Genomic DNA, 18,239 nt, shown 5'->3' with positions numbered 1-18,239 from the left:
CTCGCCCACCATCCGCCCCCGACATCACTTTTCCGGCCCGGCGACGATCACGGTCGCCAGCGCGTCCGGATGCACGTGGCGCTGGAAGGCCGCGCGCACCTGGTCGCGCGTGACCTTGTTGATCTGCGCGGTCCACGTGTCCAGGTAGTCCAGTGGCAGGCCATACCAGCCGATGTTGGCCACGTTGGTCAGGAGCTTGCGGTTGCTGTCGATCCGCAGCGGAAAACCGTTGACGAGGTTGTCCTTGGCCGCCTTCAGCTCGGCATCGGTCGGGCCATCGGCCACGTACTTCGCCAGGATCTGGCGCACCAGGCCCAGCGCCTCGTTGGTGTTTTCCTTCTTGGTCTGCAGCGTGACGCTGAACGGCCCCGGCTGCCTGGACGGCGCGAAATAGCTGTCCACGCCGTAGGTGAGTCCCCGCTTCTCGCGCACCTGGTCGGTCAGCCGCGAGCTGAAGCCGCCGCCGCCGAGCACGTAGTTGCCGACCAGCAGGGCGAAGTAGTCCGGATCGCCGCGCGCGATCGACGGCGCGCCAATGGCCACGCTGGCCTGCTGGGCCGGATGCGGAATGCGCTTCTCGCTGGCCGGGATCGACATCTGCACGTCAGGCAGCTTGGGCGGCGCGGCGCCCTCGGGCAGCCCGCGCGTCATGTCCTCGGCGATCTGCTCGGCCTGCTTGCGGTCGATGGCGCCGATCAGCGTGACCACGGCGCGCTTGGCCGTGTAGTTGTCGCGCCAGAACTTGAGCAGGTCCTCGCGCGTGATCGATCCCACCGACTCCGGCGTGGCCGACACGCCGTAGGGATGGTTCGGGTACATCGCCTTCGACAGCGTCTTGTCCGCAATCACGCCCGGGCGCGTGTCGCCCTCGCGGATGGCCGTGATCAGGCGCTGCTTCTCGCGCGCGACGACGTCGTCCGGGTAGGACGGCGCCTTGATCAGCTGCGACGCCAGCCGCAGCGACTGCTCGCGCTCGGGCGACGTGGTCAGCGTCCGCAGCCCGATGCCGCCGCGGTCGCCGCCGGCCGCGCCGCCAAAGTCGGCGCCGGTATCGGCAAAGGCATCGGCAATCTGGGCCTCGTTGCGGGCGGGCTGGCCGTTCTGGGCGCTGCTGCCCTTGTCGAGCAGCGCGGCGGCCAGCGTCGCCAGGCCGGCCTTGCCGGGCGGGTCGTAGCGGCTGCCGGCGTCGAAGTCGATGTTGACGTCGAGCATCGGGATCGACGGGCTCGGCACGAAGAAGACCTTGGCGCCGGTGGACGCCGTCCAGCTTTCGATGGGAATGGCCGCGTGAGCCACGGTGACGGCCAGCAGCGCGGCCGCCCCGCAGGCCGCGCCAGCCAGGCGGCGCAGCAGGCGCGGGGACGCAATCGTCATGACGGACAGGGACATCGCTGCTTCTCTCCTCAGTGACGCAGGCCTTCGGGCGCTGCGGTCTTGGGCTTGTTGGGGTCGATCGGCTGCGGCAGCAGCGTGGCCACGGTCAGGTTGTCGTCGCTGAAGTACTTGCCGGCCACGGCCTGCACCTGCGCCGGCGTGACGGCCTTGATCTTGTCGAGCATCCGGTCGATCTGGCGCCACGAGATATTGGAGATTTCGGCCACGCCGATCTCCATGCCCTGGCCGAAGACCGAGTCGCGCTTGTAGATCTGGCCGGCCACCACCTGCGCCTTGACGCGCTTCAGTTCTTCCTCGGACACCCCGTTCTTGGCGATGCGCTGGATCTCCTCGCGCAGCGCCTTCTCGATTTCCTCGGTGGTGTGGCCGTTGGCCGGCGTGCCGTCGAGCACGAACAGCGACTCGTTGCGGTTGATGCTGTCGTAGCCGACGTTGACGTCGTCGGCCAGCCGCTGCTGGCGCACCAGTTCGCGCGTCAGCCGGGCGTTATCGTAGCCGTTGAGCACGGCCGACAGGACTTCCAGCGCGTACGGGTCGACGTCCTTCTCCACGTCGTGCAGGCGCGGCACCTTGTAGGCCAGCACGATGTACGGGTTCTCGGCCGGCGCCTTGACCCAGATGCGCTTGATGCCCTGCTGCGGCGCCTCAAGCTGCGTCTTGCGCAGCGGCAGCGGCCGCGGCTTGAGCTTGCCGAAGTAGCGCTCGGCCATCGCGCGCACCTCGTCGGCCTTCACGTCGCCGGTCACCACCAGCAGCGCGTTGTTCGGCACGTACCAGGTCTTGTACCAGTTCTGCACGTCCTCGACGCGCATGTTGACCAGGTCGTCCATCCAGCCGATGACCGGATGGCGGTACGGCATCGCCGTGTAGACCGTCGCCAGTAGCTGTTCGTAGACCTTGCCGCGCGGGGAATCGTCGGTGCGCAGGCGGCGCTCTTCCATCACCACCTTCATCTCGCGCTCGAATTCCTCCTTCTTGATGATGAGGTTGGCCATGCGGTCGGCCTCCAGTTCCATCATCTTGGGCAGGTACTGCTTGGCGATCTGCTGGTAGTAGAGCGTGAAGTCGCGGTTGGTCAGCGCGTTCTCGCGGCCGCCCAGCAGCGCGATCTGGCGCGAGAACTCGCCGATCGGCACCTTCGGCGTGCCCTTGAACATCATGTGTTCGAGCATGTGCGCCACGCCCGTGGTGCCGCTGACCTCGTCGCTGCCGCCGGCGCGGTAGTAGATCTGGTGCGCCACGGTGGGCGCCCGGTGGTCTTCCTTGACGATGACCCGCATGCCGTTGGCCAGGCGGAATTCCGTGGTGCCGGCTTCCGTCTGGCCCACCTTGCCCGCCGTCGCCATGCCGGACGGCGGCCCCTGCGGCGTGGTGGCCCGGGCGGCTTCGCCCTGCGCCTGCGCCATGGCGGTGCCCGCCAGCGGACCGGCAAGGGTGGCAACGATGAGGGTGGAGATCAGGCGCCGGGAGAATCGGGCGGCGCCGGTGGAGGGCGAAACGATGCGGGCGGCGCCCGCTCCGGACAAGTCAGCGCAATGGTTCATGCGACCCCGTCTGCTAGAATTTTGGCGATTGATTCTACCGGGGTATTGACCCCTTTCCCAATGTTTAGTTTCTGGAAGAAGCGCAAGGCCGAGCCGGCTCCCGCGCCCGTCGAGCCGCCGGTTGCCGCGCCGGAACCCGTGTCCGCGCCCGCCCAGGCTCCGGTCCCGACGCCCGCCCCCGCGCCGGCCCCGCTTCCCGCGCCCGCTCCGGTGCCGGTGCCAGTCCCCGTTCCGGTGCCTGTGCCGATGCCGGCGCCGGCCCCCGCACCCCAGCCGGCGCCAAGCCCTGTGCCGGTTCCCGTCCCGGTCCCGGTGCCCGCGCAGGTCCCGCCGCCCCCGCCCGCCCCGGTCGCCTACGAGCCGCCAGCGGTCGAGGAACTCGAACTGGTTCCCCCGCCCGCACCCACGCCCGAGGCCAAGCGCGGCTGGATGACGCGCCTGAAGGCGGGCCTGTCGAAGACGAGCCGCAACATCGGCGTGCTGTTCGTCGGCGTGAAGGTCGACGAGGCCCTGTTCGAGGAACTGGAAACCGCGCTGCTGATGTCCGACGCCGGCGTGGAGGCCACGGAATACCTGCTCGACCAGTTGCGCCGCCGCGTCAAGAACGACCGCATCGAGACGGCCGAAGGCGTCAAGACCGCGCTGAAGGACCTGCTGGTGGAGCTGCTCAAGCCGCTGGAAAAGACCATGGAACTGGGCCGCGAGCAGCCGCTGGTGATGATGATCGCCGGCGTCAACGGCGCGGGCAAGACCACCAGCATCGGCAAGCTCTGCAAGCACTTCCAGTCGTACCACCAGTCCGTGCTGCTGGCCGCCGGCGACACCTTCCGCGCCGCCGCGCGCGAGCAGCTGACGATCTGGGGCGAACGCAACAACGTGACCGTCGTCGCCCAGGAAAGCGGCGACCCCGCCGCCGTGATCTTCGACGCGGTCAACGCCGCCCGCGCCCGCAAGATCGACATCGTGATGGCCGACACGGCCGGCCGCCTGCCCACCCAGCTCCACCTGATGGAAGAGCTGAAGAAGGTCAAGCGCGTGGTCGGCAAGGCGATGCCTACCGCCCCGCACGAATGCCTGCTGGTGATCGACGCCAACACGGGGCAGAACGCGCTGGCCCAGACCCGCGCTTTCGACGACGCCCTGGGCCTGACCGGCCTGATCGTGACCAAGCTGGACGGCACGGCCAAGGGCGGCATCCTGGCAGCCATCGCCCGCCAGCGCCCGATCCCCGTCTACTTCATCGGGGTGGGCGAAAAGGTGGAAGACCTGCAGCCCTTCCGGGCCGAGGAGTTCGCGGAAGCGTTGCTGGGGTGAGACGGCCGCCCGCTGGCGACGCGCACCGGCAAGAAAAAACCCCGCCTTGGCGGGGTTTTTTCTTGGCAGTCTGATTTCGGGCCCCTGTCGATGGTTTGGGAATCCGTCATTCTTCGTTATTGCACAGCCGAGTCCATATCAAGTGGTGGCTCGAACGCGGCCGTATCATCGGTCCAGCCGTATATGGCGCCGCCACACCAGACGCGAAAATTGAAAAGCACCTTCATATTGGCCTGGAACGCCCGGCATCGCGTGCCAGGCGGCACGACATGGACAGGCGCGTCACGACCGAGCATGCCTTCAAAATGCCTGTACAGGGGAACCGGCTTTGCCGTCACGCGCCCCGGGACATCGAGGACATAGCCGCCCAGGTAAAACCATGCGCCGAGGGCAAGCACGGTCGCCGCCGCTAGTTTGGCAAATCTACCAATTGTCCGACGCACCACCTTGATAACCTTTGGGATAAAACCTTCTTTCAATAAGCCGATCCGATTCCGGCACGGTGTCTCCCGATAGTCGAAGGCCACCACCCTAATCCGCCTGCCGGAAGCCTTCCCTGCGCTATCGCAACCCTGCGCCACGTGGCAAGAAAAAGCCCGGCATCGAGCCGGGCTTTTTGTCGCTCACATCAGAAAACCGCCAGATCGCCTCACTCGCTATCCGGCTGTGCTCCCGGTGCCGCCTTCTGGAACGCGTCCAGTTCCATGCAGTTCGCGTGGATGCGGGCGATGGTCGGGAACGGGGTCAGGTCGATGTTGAAGCGTTGCGAGTTGAAGACCTGGGGTACCAGGCACAGGTCGACCAGCGTCGGCGTATCGCCGAACGCGTAGCGGCCAACGTGGCCGAGTTGCGACAGGTTGATTTCCAGCGATGCAAAGCCCTGTTCGATCCAGTGGCGATACCAGGCGTCCTTGGCGTCGTCCTCCACCTTCAGCGTGTGCTTGAGGTACTTGAGCACGCGCAGGTTATTGAGCGGGTGAATCTCGCAGGCGATTTCCTGGGCCAGGCCGCGCACGATGGCGCGGTCGAACGGGTCGCGGGGCAGCAGTGCCGGCTCGGGGTGGGTCTCGTCGAGGTATTCGATGATGGCCATCGACTGGATCAGCGGACGGCCGTCCACCACCAGCGTCGGCACCACGCCGTCGGCGTTCAGGGCCCGGTACTCGGGCTTGAGCTGCATGCCGCCGTCCTTGAGCAGGTGCACGCCCTTGTAGTCGTAGGGCAGGCCCTTCAGGTTCAGGGCGATGCGGACGCGGAACGAGGCCGAGCTGCGGAAGTAGCTGTGGAGTGCCAGCATGGCCTTACGCCACCTTGACGGTCAGGTCGCCCACGCCCTCGATGTGGCACTGCATGACGTCGCCCTTGACCACCGGGCCCACGCCTTCGGGGGTGCCGCTGTAGATCAGGTCGCCCGGCTGCAGTGCGAACAGCTTCGACAGGTACGACACCATCTCCGGCACCGACCAGATCAGGTCGGACAGATCGCCGCGCTGCTTTTCCACGCCGTTCACGGCCAGCGTCACGGCGCCCTTCTGCGGATGGCCGATGGCGGACACCGGCACGATCGGGCCGATCGGGGCCGACTTGTCGAACGCCTTGCCGGTTTCCCAGGGCCGGCCGGTCTTCTTCGACTCGTTCTGCAGGTCGCGGCGGGTCATGTCCAGGCCGATGGCGTAGCCGTAGACGTGGCTGGCGGCCTGGTCCACAGGGATGTCGGTACCGCCCTTGCCGATGGCGACGACCAGCTCCACCTCGTAGTGGCAGTTGCCGGTGCCCGGCGGGTACGGGAAGGTGCCCTCGGCGCCGTCGGCCACGTAGCTGACGGCGTCGGACGGCTTGCAGAAGAAAAACGGCGGTTCACGGTCGGGGTCCGAGCCCATTTCGCGCGCATGCGCGGCATAATTGCGACCCACGCAATAGACCCGGCGCACGGGGAAGCTTGCATTGCTGCCACGCACCGGTACGCCCACGGGGGCCTGCGGGGCAAAGACGAACTCGGTCATCCAACTCTCCTGCTTTCTATTTTTGATGGGACGCCACGCCGGTGCATTCGGCTTCTCCCCGGTGTCAGGGGTTGGGCGGCGCGGCAGGGGCCAAGCATACACCCGGCGTCCGGCGGCATACAGGGGGTGCAGACCCGGCGCGAATCTTGCATATTGCACTGCAACTTAGCGACCGCCATGACCCGCCGCCATCCGCCCCCACCTGCCAGTCCGCCGCCGGCCGCGGGACCCCGCATCCTGCGCATCCTGCTGGTGCGGGACCCGCACGACGCCGATCCGCTCAACGTGGAGACCATCCGCGCCGGACTGGCGCAGGCCGGCTTCACCGCGGTGCAGACCGTCGAGGCGGACCTGCGTCTGCCCGACGTGATCGCCGCCACGCTGCCGGACCTCGTCATCATCGCGTCCGAATCGGCCGCCCGCGACACGATCGAGCATGTCTGCGTGTCGACCCAGCACGCGCCGCGGCCCATCGTCCTCTTTACCGACAACGACGACGCCCAGCGCATCAAGGCCGCGCTGTCGGCCGGCATCACGGCCTATATCGTCGACGGGCTGCGCGCCGAGCGCGTCAAGACCGTGCTGGACGTGGCCTACGCCCGCTTCGAACTGGACCAGCAGCTCCGCGCCGAGTTGGACGCCACCCGGCTGCAGCTTGCCGAGCGCAAGACCGTCGAGCGCGCCAAGGGCCTGCTGATGGAGGCGCGCGGCATCAGCGAGGACGAAGCGTTCAAGCGCCTGCGCTCGATGGCCATGGAACGCGGCATCAAGCTGGCCGACGCCGCCCAGCGTGTGATCGACGTAATGGGCTGACGCCCGCCCTGCCCGGACTTGTGCATGCACAAGCCGGGTGCCGCACCACTTTCCCCCGCCGCACTGCCACGATCCCGCCGCCACCCCGGCGCGTGCCGGGCCATGCCCGCCGCATGCACCGTCCGCAGGCTTTGCGCCTCCGGATGGGGAAAACCGCCGCCTGACCAGGAATTTGTGCACCGCAACGAGCATGGCATGGCGCTTGCGTGATTGGCATCCAAGGCCAACGACGGCCGGCAGTCCCGAGCCTCACCCCGTAGCACCGGCATCACCGGCATCACCACAACATGACTGCACGCGGATCAACGACGACCCGCGCGGCATCGGACAACGGCGTCCTGCACCGTCCCCGGCCTCTCATCGACGATGGCCGGCGGCGGTCGGGACGCCTTTTTTCATTTCGGAGCCCTTGCAATGCCCTCTCGCCTCAAGATCGCCAAGCCAGACGTCGCCGACAACGCCGCCGCCGACCACGCCCCCGCCAGCAACGGCCGCCGCCGGGCGCTGGCCACCATCGCCGGCGCCAGCGTGATGACGCTGGTGGACCCGCTGGTGCGCAGCGGCGCCTGGGCGGCCGGCTCCGACGCGCCGGAGAAGACCGAGGTCAAGATCGGCTTCATCCCGCTGACCGACTGCGCCTCGGTGGTGATGGCGTCCACGCTGGGCCTGGACAAGAAGTACGGCATCAAGATCACCCCGAGCAAGGAGGCGTCATGGGCGGCCGTGCGCGACAAGCTCGTCAACGGCGAGCTGGACGCCGCGCACGTGCTCTACGGGCTGATCTACGGCGTGCAGCTCGGCATCGGCGGCCCCAAGAAGGACATGGCCGTGCTGATGAACCTGAACCACAACGGCCAGGCCATCACGCTGTCGCAGAAGCTGGCCGACAAGGGCGTGCGCGACGGCGCCAGCCTGAAGGCGCAGATGGCGAAGGAAAAGCGCGAGTACGTGTTCGCCCAGACCTTCCCCACGGGCACGCACGCGATGTGGCTCTACTACTGGCTGGCGGCCAACGGCATCAACCCGATGCAGGACGCCAAGGCCATCACCGTGCCGCCGCCGCAGATGGTGGCCAACATGCGCGTGGGCAACATGGACGGCTTCTGCGTGGGCGAACCCTGGGGCGCGCGGGCGATTGCCGACAAGATCGGCTTCACGGCCGAGACCACGCAGTCGATCTGGAAGGACCACCCGGAGAAGACGCTCGGCACCACGGCCGATTTCGTGCAGAAGCACCCGAACACGGCGCGCGCGATGGTGGCGGCCATCCTGGAGGCGTCGAAGTTCATCGACGCGTCGGCCTCGAACCGCCGCAAGACCGCCGAGACCATCGCCGCCAAGTCCTACGTCAACACCGACATGGACATCATCCTGGACCGCATGCTGGGCCGCTACAGCAACGGCCTGGGCAAGACCTGGGACGACCCCGACGCGATGAAGTTCTACCAGGACGGCCAGGCCAACTACCCGTTCCTGTCCGACGGCATGTGGTTCCTGACCCAGCACAAGCGCTGGGGCCTGCTCAAGGACCATCCGGACTACCTGGCCGTGGCGCGGCAGGTGAACCGGATCGACATCTACAAGCAGGGCGCCGCCGCGGCGCAGGTGCCGCTGCCCAAGGGCGACTTCCGCACCGCGAAGCTGATCGACGGCGTCACCTGGGACGCCACCAAGGACCCGAAGGCGTACGCCGACGGCTTCAGGATCAAGGCAGCCGCCCTCTGATCCCGACTACTCACCGCTCTTCGGAAAGGAGCTTGCCGTGAACGCCATCGCCTCGACGTCTCCCAAGGGTGCTGCCATGGACGCAGACGCCATCGACCCGGAAGCCAAGGAGCACACGCGCCGCCGCGCGCAGGAACTGGCCGCCCAGGCCCGGCTGGCCGCGCGGCGCGATGCCGTCGCGCGCGGCGTCCTGGGCTGCGTGCCGCCGCTGGCCGGCTTCGTGCTGTTCCTGCTGGTCTGGCACGGCATCGCCACGCTGATCCCGGCGCTGCCCACGCCGGGCGCCACGTGGAACGCGGCCGTGCCGCTGTTCTCGGACCCGTTCTATCGCAACGGCCCCAACGACCAGGGCATCGGCTGGAACGTGCTGGCGTCGCTGGCGCGCGTGGCGGCCGGCTTTGGCATGGCGGCCGTGATCGGCATCCCGGCCGGCTTCCTGCTCGGGCGCTTCGCGTTCCTGAACGCGATGGCCGCGCCGGTGATCAGCCTGCTGCGGCCGGTGTCGCCGCTGGCGTGGCTGCCCATCGGCCTGCTGCTGTTCAAGGCGGCCAACCCGGCGGCCATCTGGGCCATCTTCATCTGCTCGATCTGGCCGATGATCATCAACACGGCCGTAGGCGTGACGCGCGTGCCGCAGGACTACCTGAACGTGGCGCGCGTGCTGGACCTGTCCGAGTGGACGGTCTTCCGCAAGGTGCTGTTCCCGGCCGTGCTGCCGTACATGCTGACCGGCGTGCGGCTGTCCATCGGAACCGCGTGGCTGGTGATCGTGGCCGCCGAGATGCTGACGGGCGGCACCGGCATCGGCTTCTGGCTCTGGGACGAGTGGAACAACCTCAAGGTCGAGCATATCGTCATCGCCATCTTCATCATCGGCGTCGTGGGCCTGGTGCTGGAGCACCTGCTGCTGGCCCTGGCGCGCCGCTTCAGCTACGGCAACAACTGACCGGGGAGCCACCACATGGAACGATCTGTCAGCATCGAAGGCGTCGGCCAGACGTTCAAGACGCGCAAGGGCCCGTTCGTGGCGCTGCGCGACATCGACCTGTCCATCGCCGAAGGCGAGTTCATCACGCTGATCGGGCACTCGGGCTGCGGCAAGTCCACGCTGCTGAACCTGATCGCCGGGCTCACGCTGCCCACGGCCGGGGCGTTGATCTGCGCCGGCCGCGAGATTGCCGGGCCGGGCCCCGAGCGCGCCGTGGTGTTCCAGAACCATTCGCTGCTGCCGTGGCTGACCTGCTTCGAAAACGTCCACCTGGGCGTGGAGCGCGTGTTCGGCGCCACCGAGAGCAAGGCCCAGCGCCAGGCCCGCACGCACGACGCGCTGGCGCTGGTCGGCCTGACGCACGCGGAAGCGAAGTATCCGCACGAGATCTCGGGCGGGATGAAGCAGCGGGTGGGCATTGCGCGGGCGCTGGCGATGCAGCCGAAGGTGCTGCTGATGGACGAGCCGTTTGGCGCGCTCGACGCGCTGACCCGCGCCCACCTGCAGGACGAGCTGATCAAGATCGTCGCGCGCACCCGGAGCACGGTGGTCATGGTGACCCACGACGTGGACGAGGCCGTGCTGCTGGCCGACCGCATCGCCATGATGACCAACGGCCCGGCGGCCACCATCGGCGAGATCCTGGCCGTGGACCTGCCCCGGCCGCGCGACCGCGTGGCGCTGGCCGACGACCGCACCTACCACGCGTGCCGCACGGCGGTGCTGGACTTCCTGTATCGCAAGCAGCGCAACCCCGCGCTGCAGGAGGCCGCCTGAGCACGCCCCGGGCCGCCGCGGACGCGATCCGGCGCGCATCGTGGGCTATCATGAACCCCAAACCCACCCCACGATTCCCCGCCGCACCATGACTACCGCATCCGCTGCGCCCGAGTCCGCCCCGTTCTCGGCGGCCAAGTACATCAAGGAAATCGGCCGTGGCGTCAATGGCGCCCGCGCGCTGCCGCGCGAGGACGCCCAGGTGCTGTTCGACGCGATGCTGGCCGGCCGTGTCTCGGACATCGAACTGGGCGCCGTGCTGATGGCGTACCGCATCAAGGGCGAAGCCCCGCACGAACTGGCGGGCATGCTCGAAGCCGCGCACCGGCACTGCCAGCCGCTGGCCGCGCCGCCGGACAAGCCCGTGGTGGTCATCCCCAGCTACAACGGCGCGCGCAAGCAGCCAAACCTGGTGCCGCTGCTGGCGATGCTGCTGGCGCGCGACGGCGTCCCCACGCTGGTGCACGGCGTGCGGGCGTTCCATGGCCGCGTGACGAGCCTGGCCCTGTTCGAGGCGCTGGGCGTGCCGCTGTGCGCGACCACCGGCGCCGCGCAGGACCAGCTGCGCGCTGGCGCCAACCCGCTGGCCGTGCTGCCGATCGACGTGCTCTCGCCCCCGCTGGCGGCCCTGCTGGAAAAGCGCGCGATCATCGGCCTGCGCAATTCGTCGCACACGATCGTCAAGATGCTGCAGCCGGTGGGCGCCCACACGCCGGCCGAGGCGCTGCGGCTGTACAGCTACACCCACCCCGAGTACCGCGAGACGCTGACCGACTATTTCTCGCACGAGCCGGCCAACGTGCTGCTGGGCCGGGGCACCGAGGGCGAGGTGGTGGCCGACGCGCGCCGCAGCACGCGGATCGACTGGCTGCACGACGGGCATCAGCGGACGATGGTGGACCCGGTGGGCGGCTCCATCGGCGAGGTGCCGGCGCTGCCGGCCGGGACCGACGTGGCCGACACGGCGGCGTGGATCCGCAAGGTACTCGATGGCGCCGAGCCCGTGCCGGCCCCGATCGCCACCCAGATCGCCACGATCAAGGATTGCCTGGCGCAGGCCACGCGCGTCGCCTGGGCCAGCCCGGTCTGAGCGGCGGCCGGCGGGCCGGGGGCTTTTGGGGCCCCTAGCGCCGCACCGGCAGCGGAATCCGCTCGGTCTCGCCGGGCACGTGCGGAAACTTGTCGTCCTGCCAGCGCTGGCTGGCTTCCTCGATGGCTTCCTTGCTGCTGGCCACGAAGTTCCAGAAGATGAACCGGCGGCCGTCGGTCGGATCGCCCCCCAGCAGCATCACGCGCGACGGCAGCGTCGCGGTAATCGTCACCGGCTCGCCCGGCGTCAGCACCACCAGGTGCTCGGCGGGTAGCGTCTCGCCGTCCATTTCCAGGTTGCCTTCCACCGGGTAGATGCCACGCTGCACGTGCTCGGGCGGGATGACCAGGGTGGCGCCAGCATCCATCTCGATGGCCACGTACAGCGTGCGGCTGTAGACCCGCACCGGCGATTCCGCGCCGAATGCATCGCCGGCAATCACCGTCATCCGCACACCCGGCAATTCCAGCTTGGGCAGCGTCGCGCCCGGATGGTGGTGGAACGACGGCGGATCATTCTCATGCGCCTTCGGCAGCGCCACCCACGTCTGGATGCCGTGCACGCGCGGGCCGGCTTCGCGCTCGTCGTCGGGCGTGCGCTCGGAATGAACGATGCCGGTGCCGGCCGTCATCCAGTTCACGTCGCCGGGGCGAATCACCTGCTCGCTGCCCAGGCTGTCCCGGTGCAGGATCGCGCCCTCGAACAGGTAGGTAACCGTGGCCAGTCCGATATGTGGATGCGGGCGCACATCCATGCCGTGGCCGGCCTCCATCACCACCGGGCCCATGTGGTCGAAGAAGATAAAAGGCCCGACCGTCTGGGTCGTGGCAGCGGGCAGCAGGCGGCGAACGGTGAACTCGCCGATGTCCCGCACATGGGGTTTCAGCAAGTGTTCGATAGCAGACATGAGAACGTCTCCGGGGAATGGTGCAATGCGACTGGCCGATGTGGCTGCCAATGGGCTTCAGTGTAGCGAATCCCGCAATTCACCATCCCGCAAATGCGAGGAAATCATCGGAAACCGATGGGTGCCGCGCCCCTCTAATCTTTCTGTCGAGCGGGCCCATGGCCCGGGAGGCCTTGTCAGGACTAGGGCTTGGCGAAATTGTGATGGCAACTTACCGCTATCAACAACCCGGTTTTAATCGGGTGGAACTATCAACCCCATAGGCCTTCTAACTTAGCACTCGTCCGGTTCGAGTGCTAATATGCGTTGCAATGCGGTGTCCTTCCGGGACACACCGGCAACCCACCGCCGGATGCGAAAGGAGTCATAGTGAACGCAGTCTTGTCTGCCGATCCCACCCAAGTTTCCCGCCGTCTGCCGACGGCGCCCCAGAGTGCTGCCGCGAACAGCCTTGCGCTGACGTTTCCGGGCACGCTGGGCAATCTGGAAAGCTACATCCAGGCGGTACATCGCATCCCGATGCTGACGCCCGAGGAAGAGCTTCGCCTGGCGCGCGACCTGCGCGACAACGAATCGGTCGATGCCGCGCGCCGCCTGGTGATGTCGCACCTGCGCCTCGTGGTGTCCATCGCCCGCCAGTACCTGGGCTACGGCCTGCCGCACGCCGACCTGATCCAGGAAGGCAACATCGGCCTGATGAAGGCCGTGAAGCGCTTCGACCCCGAACAGGGCGTGCGCCTGGTGTCGTACGCGATGCACTGGATCAAGGCCGAGATCCACGAATACGTGCTGAAGAACTGGCGCATGGTCAAGGTGGCCACCACCAAGGCCCAGCGCAAGCTGTTCTTCAACCTGCGCAGCCACAAGCAGGGGCTGCACACCTTCACCCCCGAGCAGGTAGAAGCCGTCGCCCGCGAGCTGAACGTCAAGCCCGAGGAAGTGATGGAGATGGAAACCCGCATGGCGGGTGGCGACATGGCGCTGGAAGGCCAGGTCGACGACGGCGAGGAGGAATTCGCGCCCATCGCCTACCTGGCGGACAACCATAACGAGCCGACCAAGGTCATCGAGGCCAAGACGCGCGACCGCCTGCAGGTGGAAGGGCTGGAAGAGGCGCTGGGCAAGCTCGACCCGCGCAGCCGCCGCATCATCGAGGCGCGCTGGCTGGACGTGAACGACGACGGCTCGGGCGGCGCCACGCTGCATGAGCTGGCCGACGAATTCGGCGTGTCCGCCGAGCGCATCCGCCAGATCGAGGTGGCCGCGATGAAGAAGATGAAGGGCGCGCTGGCCGCGTTTGCCTGATCCTTCCGGGCCACGCGCCCCATGCAAAAGGCCGGTCGATTGACCGGCCTTTTTGTTTGCCTGCGCGCCGCAGCGCGCCGCACCCCGCCCCGGTCAGGACATCAGCGCCTTCAGGTCGTGCGCTATCGGCTCGGGGCCCTGGCCGTGGCGGATGAACAGCCGGAGCTGGCCGTTCTGGTCGAACACGTAGCTGCCGGCGGAATGGTCCATCGTGTAGTTGTTGGGCGACGTTCCCGGCACCTTGGCGTAGTAGACCTTGAAGTCCTTGGCCAGCTTCTTCAGCGCGGCTTCGTCGGCCGGGCGCAGGCCCAGGAAGCGGGCGTCGAAGGCCGGCACATACTGGGCCATCAGCGCCGGCGTGTCGCGCTCCGGGTCCACGGTGACGAACAGCACCTGCACCTTGTCGGCGTCGGGGCCCATCTGCTCCATGACCTGCTTCAGCTCGACCATCGTCGTCGGGCAGACGTCCGGGCAATGGGTGTAGCCGAAGAACATCAGCACCACCTTGCCCTTGAAGTCGCCCAGCGTGCGGGTCTTGCCCGCGGGGTCCAGCAGCGCGAAATCCTTGCCGAAGTCGCTGGCGCCCGAGATGTCGACGTTCTTGAACGACGGTTTCGGCTGGCCGCAGGCCGCCAGCAGCGCGGTGCAGAGCGCCAGCAGGCAGAGGCGGCGGAACGTGGCCAGAAGGCCGGGGGCGGGAGTCGGCATGCGTGGAGGCGGGTAGGAGGGAAGACGCCCGAAAGTATCGCCGATCACATCGGCCATGGCTTCCGGGCGCGGCAAGATGCCGCAGGACCGGCGGGTCAGACCTGCGGCACGAACTTGAAGTAGTGATCCACCAGCAGCGCCGCGAACAGCAGTGACAGGTACAGGATCGAATAGCGGAAGGTGCGCTGCGCCAACTGGTCCGAATAGTTGCGGAACAGCTTCCAGGCATAGCCCAGGAACACCAGCCCGAGCCCCAGCGCGGCCGCCAGGTAGATGTAGCCGCTCATGCCATAGACGAACGGCAGCAGCGTGGCGGCGATCATGACCAGCGTGTACAGCAGGATGTGCAGCAGCGTGTAGCGCTCGCCGTGGGTGATCGGCAGCATCGGCAGGCCCGACTTGGCGTAGTCGGCGCGGCGATAGAGCGCCAGCGCCCAGAAGTGCGGGGGCGTCCACGTGAAGATGATCAGCACCAGGAACCACGCCTCGGCCGGTACGGTGCCCGCCACGGCGGCCCAGCCCAGCGCCGGCGGCATGGCGCCGGACAGCCCGCCGATGACGATGTTCTGCGGCGTGGCCGGCTTCAGCAGGATCGTGTAGACCACCGCGTAGCCCAGGAACGTGGCAAACGTCAGCCACATCGTCAGGTCATTGGCAAAGACGTGCAGCAGCCACATGCCGGCGCCGCCCAGGATGGCCGAGAACACCAGCGTCTGGGCCGTCGTGATCTCGCCCGTGGCCGACGGCCGCCACGCGGTGCGGCGCATCAGCGCGTCGATCTTCTGCTCGACCAGGCAATTGATGGCAAACGCGGCACCGGCCAGCAGCCAGATGCCGGCGGCGCCGCCGATCAACACGGACCACGGCACCATGCCGGGCGTGGCCAGGAACATGCCGATGACCGAGCAGAACACGGCTAGCTGCGTCACGCGCGGCTTGGTCAGCGCGGCATATTGGCGGGCTAGGTGTCGTAATCGGCCCACGGAGGAATGGGGATGGGTAGCGGTAACCACGGGGGGCATCTTGTCTTTCATGTGGCGCGCGCCGCCACGGCGGGTTGGGCGGCGGCGCCGGCGGAGCGGGTCGCGAGGCCGATATTGTAGTTGAGACGGAGCAACAGCATCAGGAGCAGCGCCGCCCCGCCGTTATGGGCCACGGCGGCCACCAGCGGCCAGTCGAACACGATGTTCGACATCCCGGTGGCCAGTTGCAGCGCCAGCACGGCCAGCAGCCACTTGCCGTGGCGCGACAGCCCCTCCAGCCGCCGCGCGCGCAGGCCGAACCAGAGCAGGTAGCCCAGCACCACGAACGCAAAGCCCCGGTGCACCCAGTGGATGGCCACCAGCGCCGCGTGCGGAATGTAGGCGCCGTCGGCGGTCATGCCCAGCTGGCGCCACAGCGTGAAGCCGTGCCGGAAGTCCATCTCGGGCACCAGTTGGCCGTTGCAGAGCGGAAAATCGGTACAGGCCAGCACCGCGTAGTTGGTGCTCACCCAGCCGCCCAGGAAGATCTGGATCACCAGCAGCACCAGCCCCAGCACACCGGCCCAGCGCAGCGCCGCGGCCTGCGGCGCCACCGGATGCGGCGCTTCGTTGCGCGAGCCGAGCCAGATCAGCGACGCCAGCAGCAGCATCGCCAGCATCAGGTGCGTGACCACGATGATCGGCTGCAGCTTCATCGTCACGGTCAGCGCGCCGAACAGGCCCTGCACGCAGACCAGCACGAACACGCCGGTGGCGTACCACGGCGACTGCTTCAGTTCCCGCCGCCGGACCCACGCCAGCACCATCAGCGAGATGATCAGCACGCCCACCGCCATGGCGAAATAGCGATGGATCATCTCGATCCACGCCTTGGCCAGCGTCACCGGGCCGCTCGGCAGCGCGGTCTCGGCCGCCCGGATCGGCTCCATCGCCGCGTGCGGGTTGGAATGGCCGTAGCAGCCCGGCCAGTCGGGGCAGCCCAGGCCGGAGTCGGTCAGCCGGGTGAAGCTGCCGAACATGATCAGGTCGAGCGTCAGGAACGCCGTGATCCACACGAGCCTGCGGTATTTGTCGCGGCTGCCGCGCACCATCACGTAGGACAGCGGCAGCAGGGCGATCAGGATGCCAATGATGGCGAGCTGGAGCAGCATTTCGGTACAGCCAGGTCAGACAGAGGAATGGAGCGGTCGGCCCATCAGCCGATGCGGGAATACTTGAGCAGCTTCTTCAGGTCGCCGCTCATCTTCTTGGGGTCGGGGTCCTTCGGCCAGCGCATCATCAGGTTGCCGAGCGGGTCGACCAGGTAGATCGTGTCCTCCACGCGCCCGTCGGGCGCCGCCGGCAGCCATTGCGCGATGGCGGCGCGGTCCATGCGCAGGAATCGCACGCCGGCATAGGGTTCGTTGTAGGCGTCGACGAGCCGGCCGTCCACCTTGCCGGCGTCCTGGATCAGCCAGACCGGCACGATCCGCTCGCGGCCCTCGCCCTGCCCGGCCCGGATCTGGCGCATCGTGAACAGCTTGCGCGCGCAGGCTTCGTCGCAGGCGGCGCCGTCGGTCATCAGCATCAGCCACTTGCCGCGCAGCGACGCCAGCGGCAGCGCGTCGCCGCGTTCGTCCACCAGTTGCACGGGCGGCATCGGGCGCTGCGGATCGACCAGCGCGCCGTAGTTCGTCGATCCGCCGGTCGGCTTGATCACGTAATAGGTGAAATACGAGAACAGCACCGGCGACGCGCAGACCAGCAGCAGCATCAGCATCTGCAGGCGGCCGCGGCGCGTGCGCGCGTCGATGCGGGGGTCGGGCGTGGCCGAGGGGTCGGGCTGCGACATGGGAGGCGTCTGTACGTTCATCGTTCGATCATTCGATTGGTGGGTCCGGCGTCGTTCTGCCGGCCTGCCTGCGGTTCATCCTGCCGGTCTTCGCGCCGGGCCCTGCGCCAGCCCAGCACCGCCACCAGCACCACGGTCAGCCCGGCCAGGCCGAACCACTGCGCGGCGTAGCCGAAGTGGCGGTCCGCGCCCAGGTCGGCCGGCGCCCAGTCGCGCGCCAGGCCGTCGCCTGTGTCGGTGGCCTGCTGCACCACCACGGGCAGCAGCGGCGCCCCGATCTCGCCGCCAAACGCGGCAAGGTCGATATTCTGACGTATCTTGCGGCCGGCCTCGGCCGACGGGGCCTGGCCCAGGCTGTAGACGCGCGGCACGGCGGCCAGCGCGATACCGGCCACCGACACCTCGCCCGCCGGCGTGGCGAACGGCGCGATGCGGGTGCGGTCCTGGGCGTCGCGCGGCAGCCATCCGCGCAGCACCAGCACGTGCCCGCCATCGGCCAGCCGCAGCGGCGTGAGGACCAGAAATCCCGCGCGGCTGTCGGTGCCGTTGCCGTGCGGGCGGTTGTCCAGCAGCACGGTGTGCGCCGCCTCGAACGTGCCGCGCGCCACCACGCGGCGGTCCACCAGCGCGCCGTCATCGGCCTGCCCGGCCCGCAGCGCCACCGGGGCCTGCGCGGCCAGCGTGGCCAGCCGCGCGGCGCGGTCGGTCTTCTCGTGGCCGCGCCGCAGCTGCCAGTTGCCCAGCGCGCAGGTCACGGCGATGACCACCAGCGCGGCCACCGTCGGCACCGGGCCCGGCGCGCGCCAGCGCCTGCGGGTCGTCACGGGTGTTCTCCGTGGGGCACGGTGCGATAATG

General features: G+C 68.3%; 18 protein-coding genes. 7 read left to right on the top strand and 11 right to left on the bottom strand.

Going from position 1 to position 18,239, the window contains the following annotated elements:
* Positions 1–24: 24 nt before the first annotated feature.
* Both EPAKOI_RS01410 and EPAKOI_RS01405 read right to left on the bottom strand, forming a co-directional pair.
* Complete coding sequence (locus EPAKOI_RS01410; protein ID WP_423192785.1) at positions 25–1,389, bottom strand: M16 family metallopeptidase; 1,365 nt, start codon at positions 1,387–1,389, stop codon at positions 25–27.
* A 14-nt stretch (positions 1,390–1,403) separates the two neighbouring features.
* Positions 1,404–2,939, bottom strand: coding sequence for a M16 family metallopeptidase (locus tag EPAKOI_RS01405; RefSeq protein ID WP_124682546.1), 1,536 nt, complete (start codon positions 2,937–2,939; stop codon positions 1,404–1,406).
* 60 nt (positions 2,940–2,999) lie between these two features.
* On the opposite strand from EPAKOI_RS01405, the gene ftsY reads away from it, so the two are divergent.
* Positions 3,000–4,253 carry a signal recognition particle-docking protein FtsY gene (gene ftsY, locus EPAKOI_RS01400; protein WP_423192784.1) on the top strand — a complete coding sequence of 418 codons (1,254 nt, stop codon included), beginning with the start codon at positions 3,000–3,002 and terminating at the stop codon, positions 4,251–4,253.
* Between the two features lie 116 nt (positions 4,254–4,369).
* Here ftsY and EPAKOI_RS01395 read toward each other — a convergent pair whose 3' ends face one another.
* From EPAKOI_RS01395 to EPAKOI_RS01385, 3 genes are all read right to left on the bottom strand, one after another.
* A complete protein-coding gene (locus EPAKOI_RS01395) occupies positions 4,370–4,780 on the bottom strand; it encodes a hypothetical protein (protein ID WP_423192783.1) in 411 nt (136 codons plus the stop codon).
* A gap of 122 nt (positions 4,781–4,902) precedes the next feature.
* Entirely contained in the window at positions 4,903–5,547 is a 645-nt protein-coding gene (gene maiA, locus EPAKOI_RS01390; protein ID WP_423193470.1) for a maleylacetoacetate isomerase, read from the bottom strand.
* Between the two features lie 7 nt (positions 5,548–5,554).
* The gene (locus tag EPAKOI_RS01385) at positions 5,555–6,256 is read right to left on the bottom strand and encodes a fumarylacetoacetate hydrolase family protein (protein WP_313837566.1); all 702 of its coding nucleotides are present in this window, start codon (positions 6,254–6,256) and stop codon (positions 5,555–5,557) included.
* Between the two features lie 177 nt (positions 6,257–6,433).
* On the opposite strand from EPAKOI_RS01385, the gene EPAKOI_RS01380 reads away from it, so the two are divergent.
* The 5 genes from EPAKOI_RS01380 to ybiB all read left to right on the top strand — a co-directional run bounded on the left by EPAKOI_RS01380 (position 6,434) and on the right by ybiB (position 11,649).
* The gene (locus tag EPAKOI_RS01380) at positions 6,434–7,069 is read left to right on the top strand and encodes an ANTAR domain-containing response regulator (RefSeq protein WP_124682551.1); all 636 of its coding nucleotides are present in this window, start codon (positions 6,434–6,436) and stop codon (positions 7,067–7,069) included.
* Between the two features lie 414 nt (positions 7,070–7,483).
* On the top strand, positions 7,484–8,794 hold the full coding sequence (locus tag EPAKOI_RS01375; RefSeq protein WP_124682552.1) for a CmpA/NrtA family ABC transporter substrate-binding protein: 1,311 nt from the start codon (positions 7,484–7,486) through the stop codon (positions 8,792–8,794).
* A gap of 37 nt (positions 8,795–8,831) precedes the next feature.
* On the top strand, positions 8,832–9,740 hold the full coding sequence (gene ntrB / locus EPAKOI_RS01370) for a nitrate ABC transporter permease (protein ID WP_253699962.1): 909 nt from the start codon (positions 8,832–8,834) through the stop codon (positions 9,738–9,740).
* 15 nt (positions 9,741–9,755) lie between these two features.
* Positions 9,756–10,559, top strand: a complete 804-nt coding sequence (locus EPAKOI_RS01365) for an ABC transporter ATP-binding protein (RefSeq protein ID WP_423192782.1) — start codon at positions 9,756–9,758, stop codon at positions 10,557–10,559.
* 88 nt (positions 10,560–10,647) lie between these two features.
* Positions 10,648–11,649, top strand: a complete 1,002-nt coding sequence (gene ybiB / locus EPAKOI_RS01360; RefSeq protein ID WP_423192781.1) for a DNA-binding protein YbiB — start codon at positions 10,648–10,650, stop codon at positions 11,647–11,649.
* A gap of 34 nt (positions 11,650–11,683) precedes the next feature.
* On the opposite strand, the gene EPAKOI_RS01355 is transcribed toward ybiB, so the two are convergent.
* On the bottom strand, positions 11,684–12,556 hold the full coding sequence (locus EPAKOI_RS01355) for a pirin family protein (protein WP_423192780.1): 873 nt from the start codon (positions 12,554–12,556) through the stop codon (positions 11,684–11,686).
* 369 nt (positions 12,557–12,925) lie between these two features.
* Between EPAKOI_RS01355 and rpoH the strand changes: the two genes are divergently transcribed.
* Positions 12,926–13,861, top strand: coding sequence for an RNA polymerase sigma factor RpoH (gene rpoH, locus EPAKOI_RS01350; protein ID WP_124682556.1), 936 nt, complete (start codon positions 12,926–12,928; stop codon positions 13,859–13,861).
* 93 nt (positions 13,862–13,954) lie between these two features.
* Here rpoH and EPAKOI_RS01345 read toward each other — a convergent pair whose 3' ends face one another.
* The 5 genes from EPAKOI_RS01345 to EPAKOI_RS01325 form a co-directional block, all read right to left on the bottom strand.
* On the bottom strand, positions 13,955–14,569 hold the full coding sequence (locus EPAKOI_RS01345) for an SCO family protein (RefSeq protein WP_313837557.1): 615 nt from the start codon (positions 14,567–14,569) through the stop codon (positions 13,955–13,957).
* 95 nt (positions 14,570–14,664) lie between these two features.
* Positions 14,665–15,591: a heme o synthase gene (gene cyoE, locus EPAKOI_RS01340; RefSeq protein WP_409559024.1), complete on the bottom strand. Its 927-nt coding sequence runs from the start codon at positions 15,589–15,591 to the stop codon at positions 14,665–14,667.
* An 8-nt stretch (positions 15,592–15,599) separates the two neighbouring features.
* Complete coding sequence (locus EPAKOI_RS01335) at positions 15,600–16,703, bottom strand: COX15/CtaA family protein (protein ID WP_124682559.1); 1,104 nt, start codon at positions 16,701–16,703, stop codon at positions 15,600–15,602.
* Positions 16,704–16,747: 44 nt separating this feature from the next.
* Positions 16,748–17,404, bottom strand: coding sequence for an SCO family protein (locus tag EPAKOI_RS01330; RefSeq protein ID WP_423192779.1), 657 nt, complete (start codon positions 17,402–17,404; stop codon positions 16,748–16,750).
* Positions 17,401–18,207, bottom strand: coding sequence for an SURF1 family protein (locus EPAKOI_RS01325; RefSeq protein WP_423192778.1), 807 nt, complete (start codon positions 18,205–18,207; stop codon positions 17,401–17,403). Before EPAKOI_RS01325 ends, EPAKOI_RS01330 begins: the two co-directional genes overlap by 4 nt.
* Between the last annotated feature and the right edge of the window lie 32 nt (positions 18,208–18,239).

It is taken from the genome of Cupriavidus sp. H18C2 (genome assembly GCF_049393795.1).
GTDB lineage: Bacteria > Pseudomonadota > Gammaproteobacteria > Burkholderiales > Burkholderiaceae > Cupriavidus > Cupriavidus pauculus_C.
This window is presented reverse-complemented; position numbering and strand designations above follow the sequence as displayed.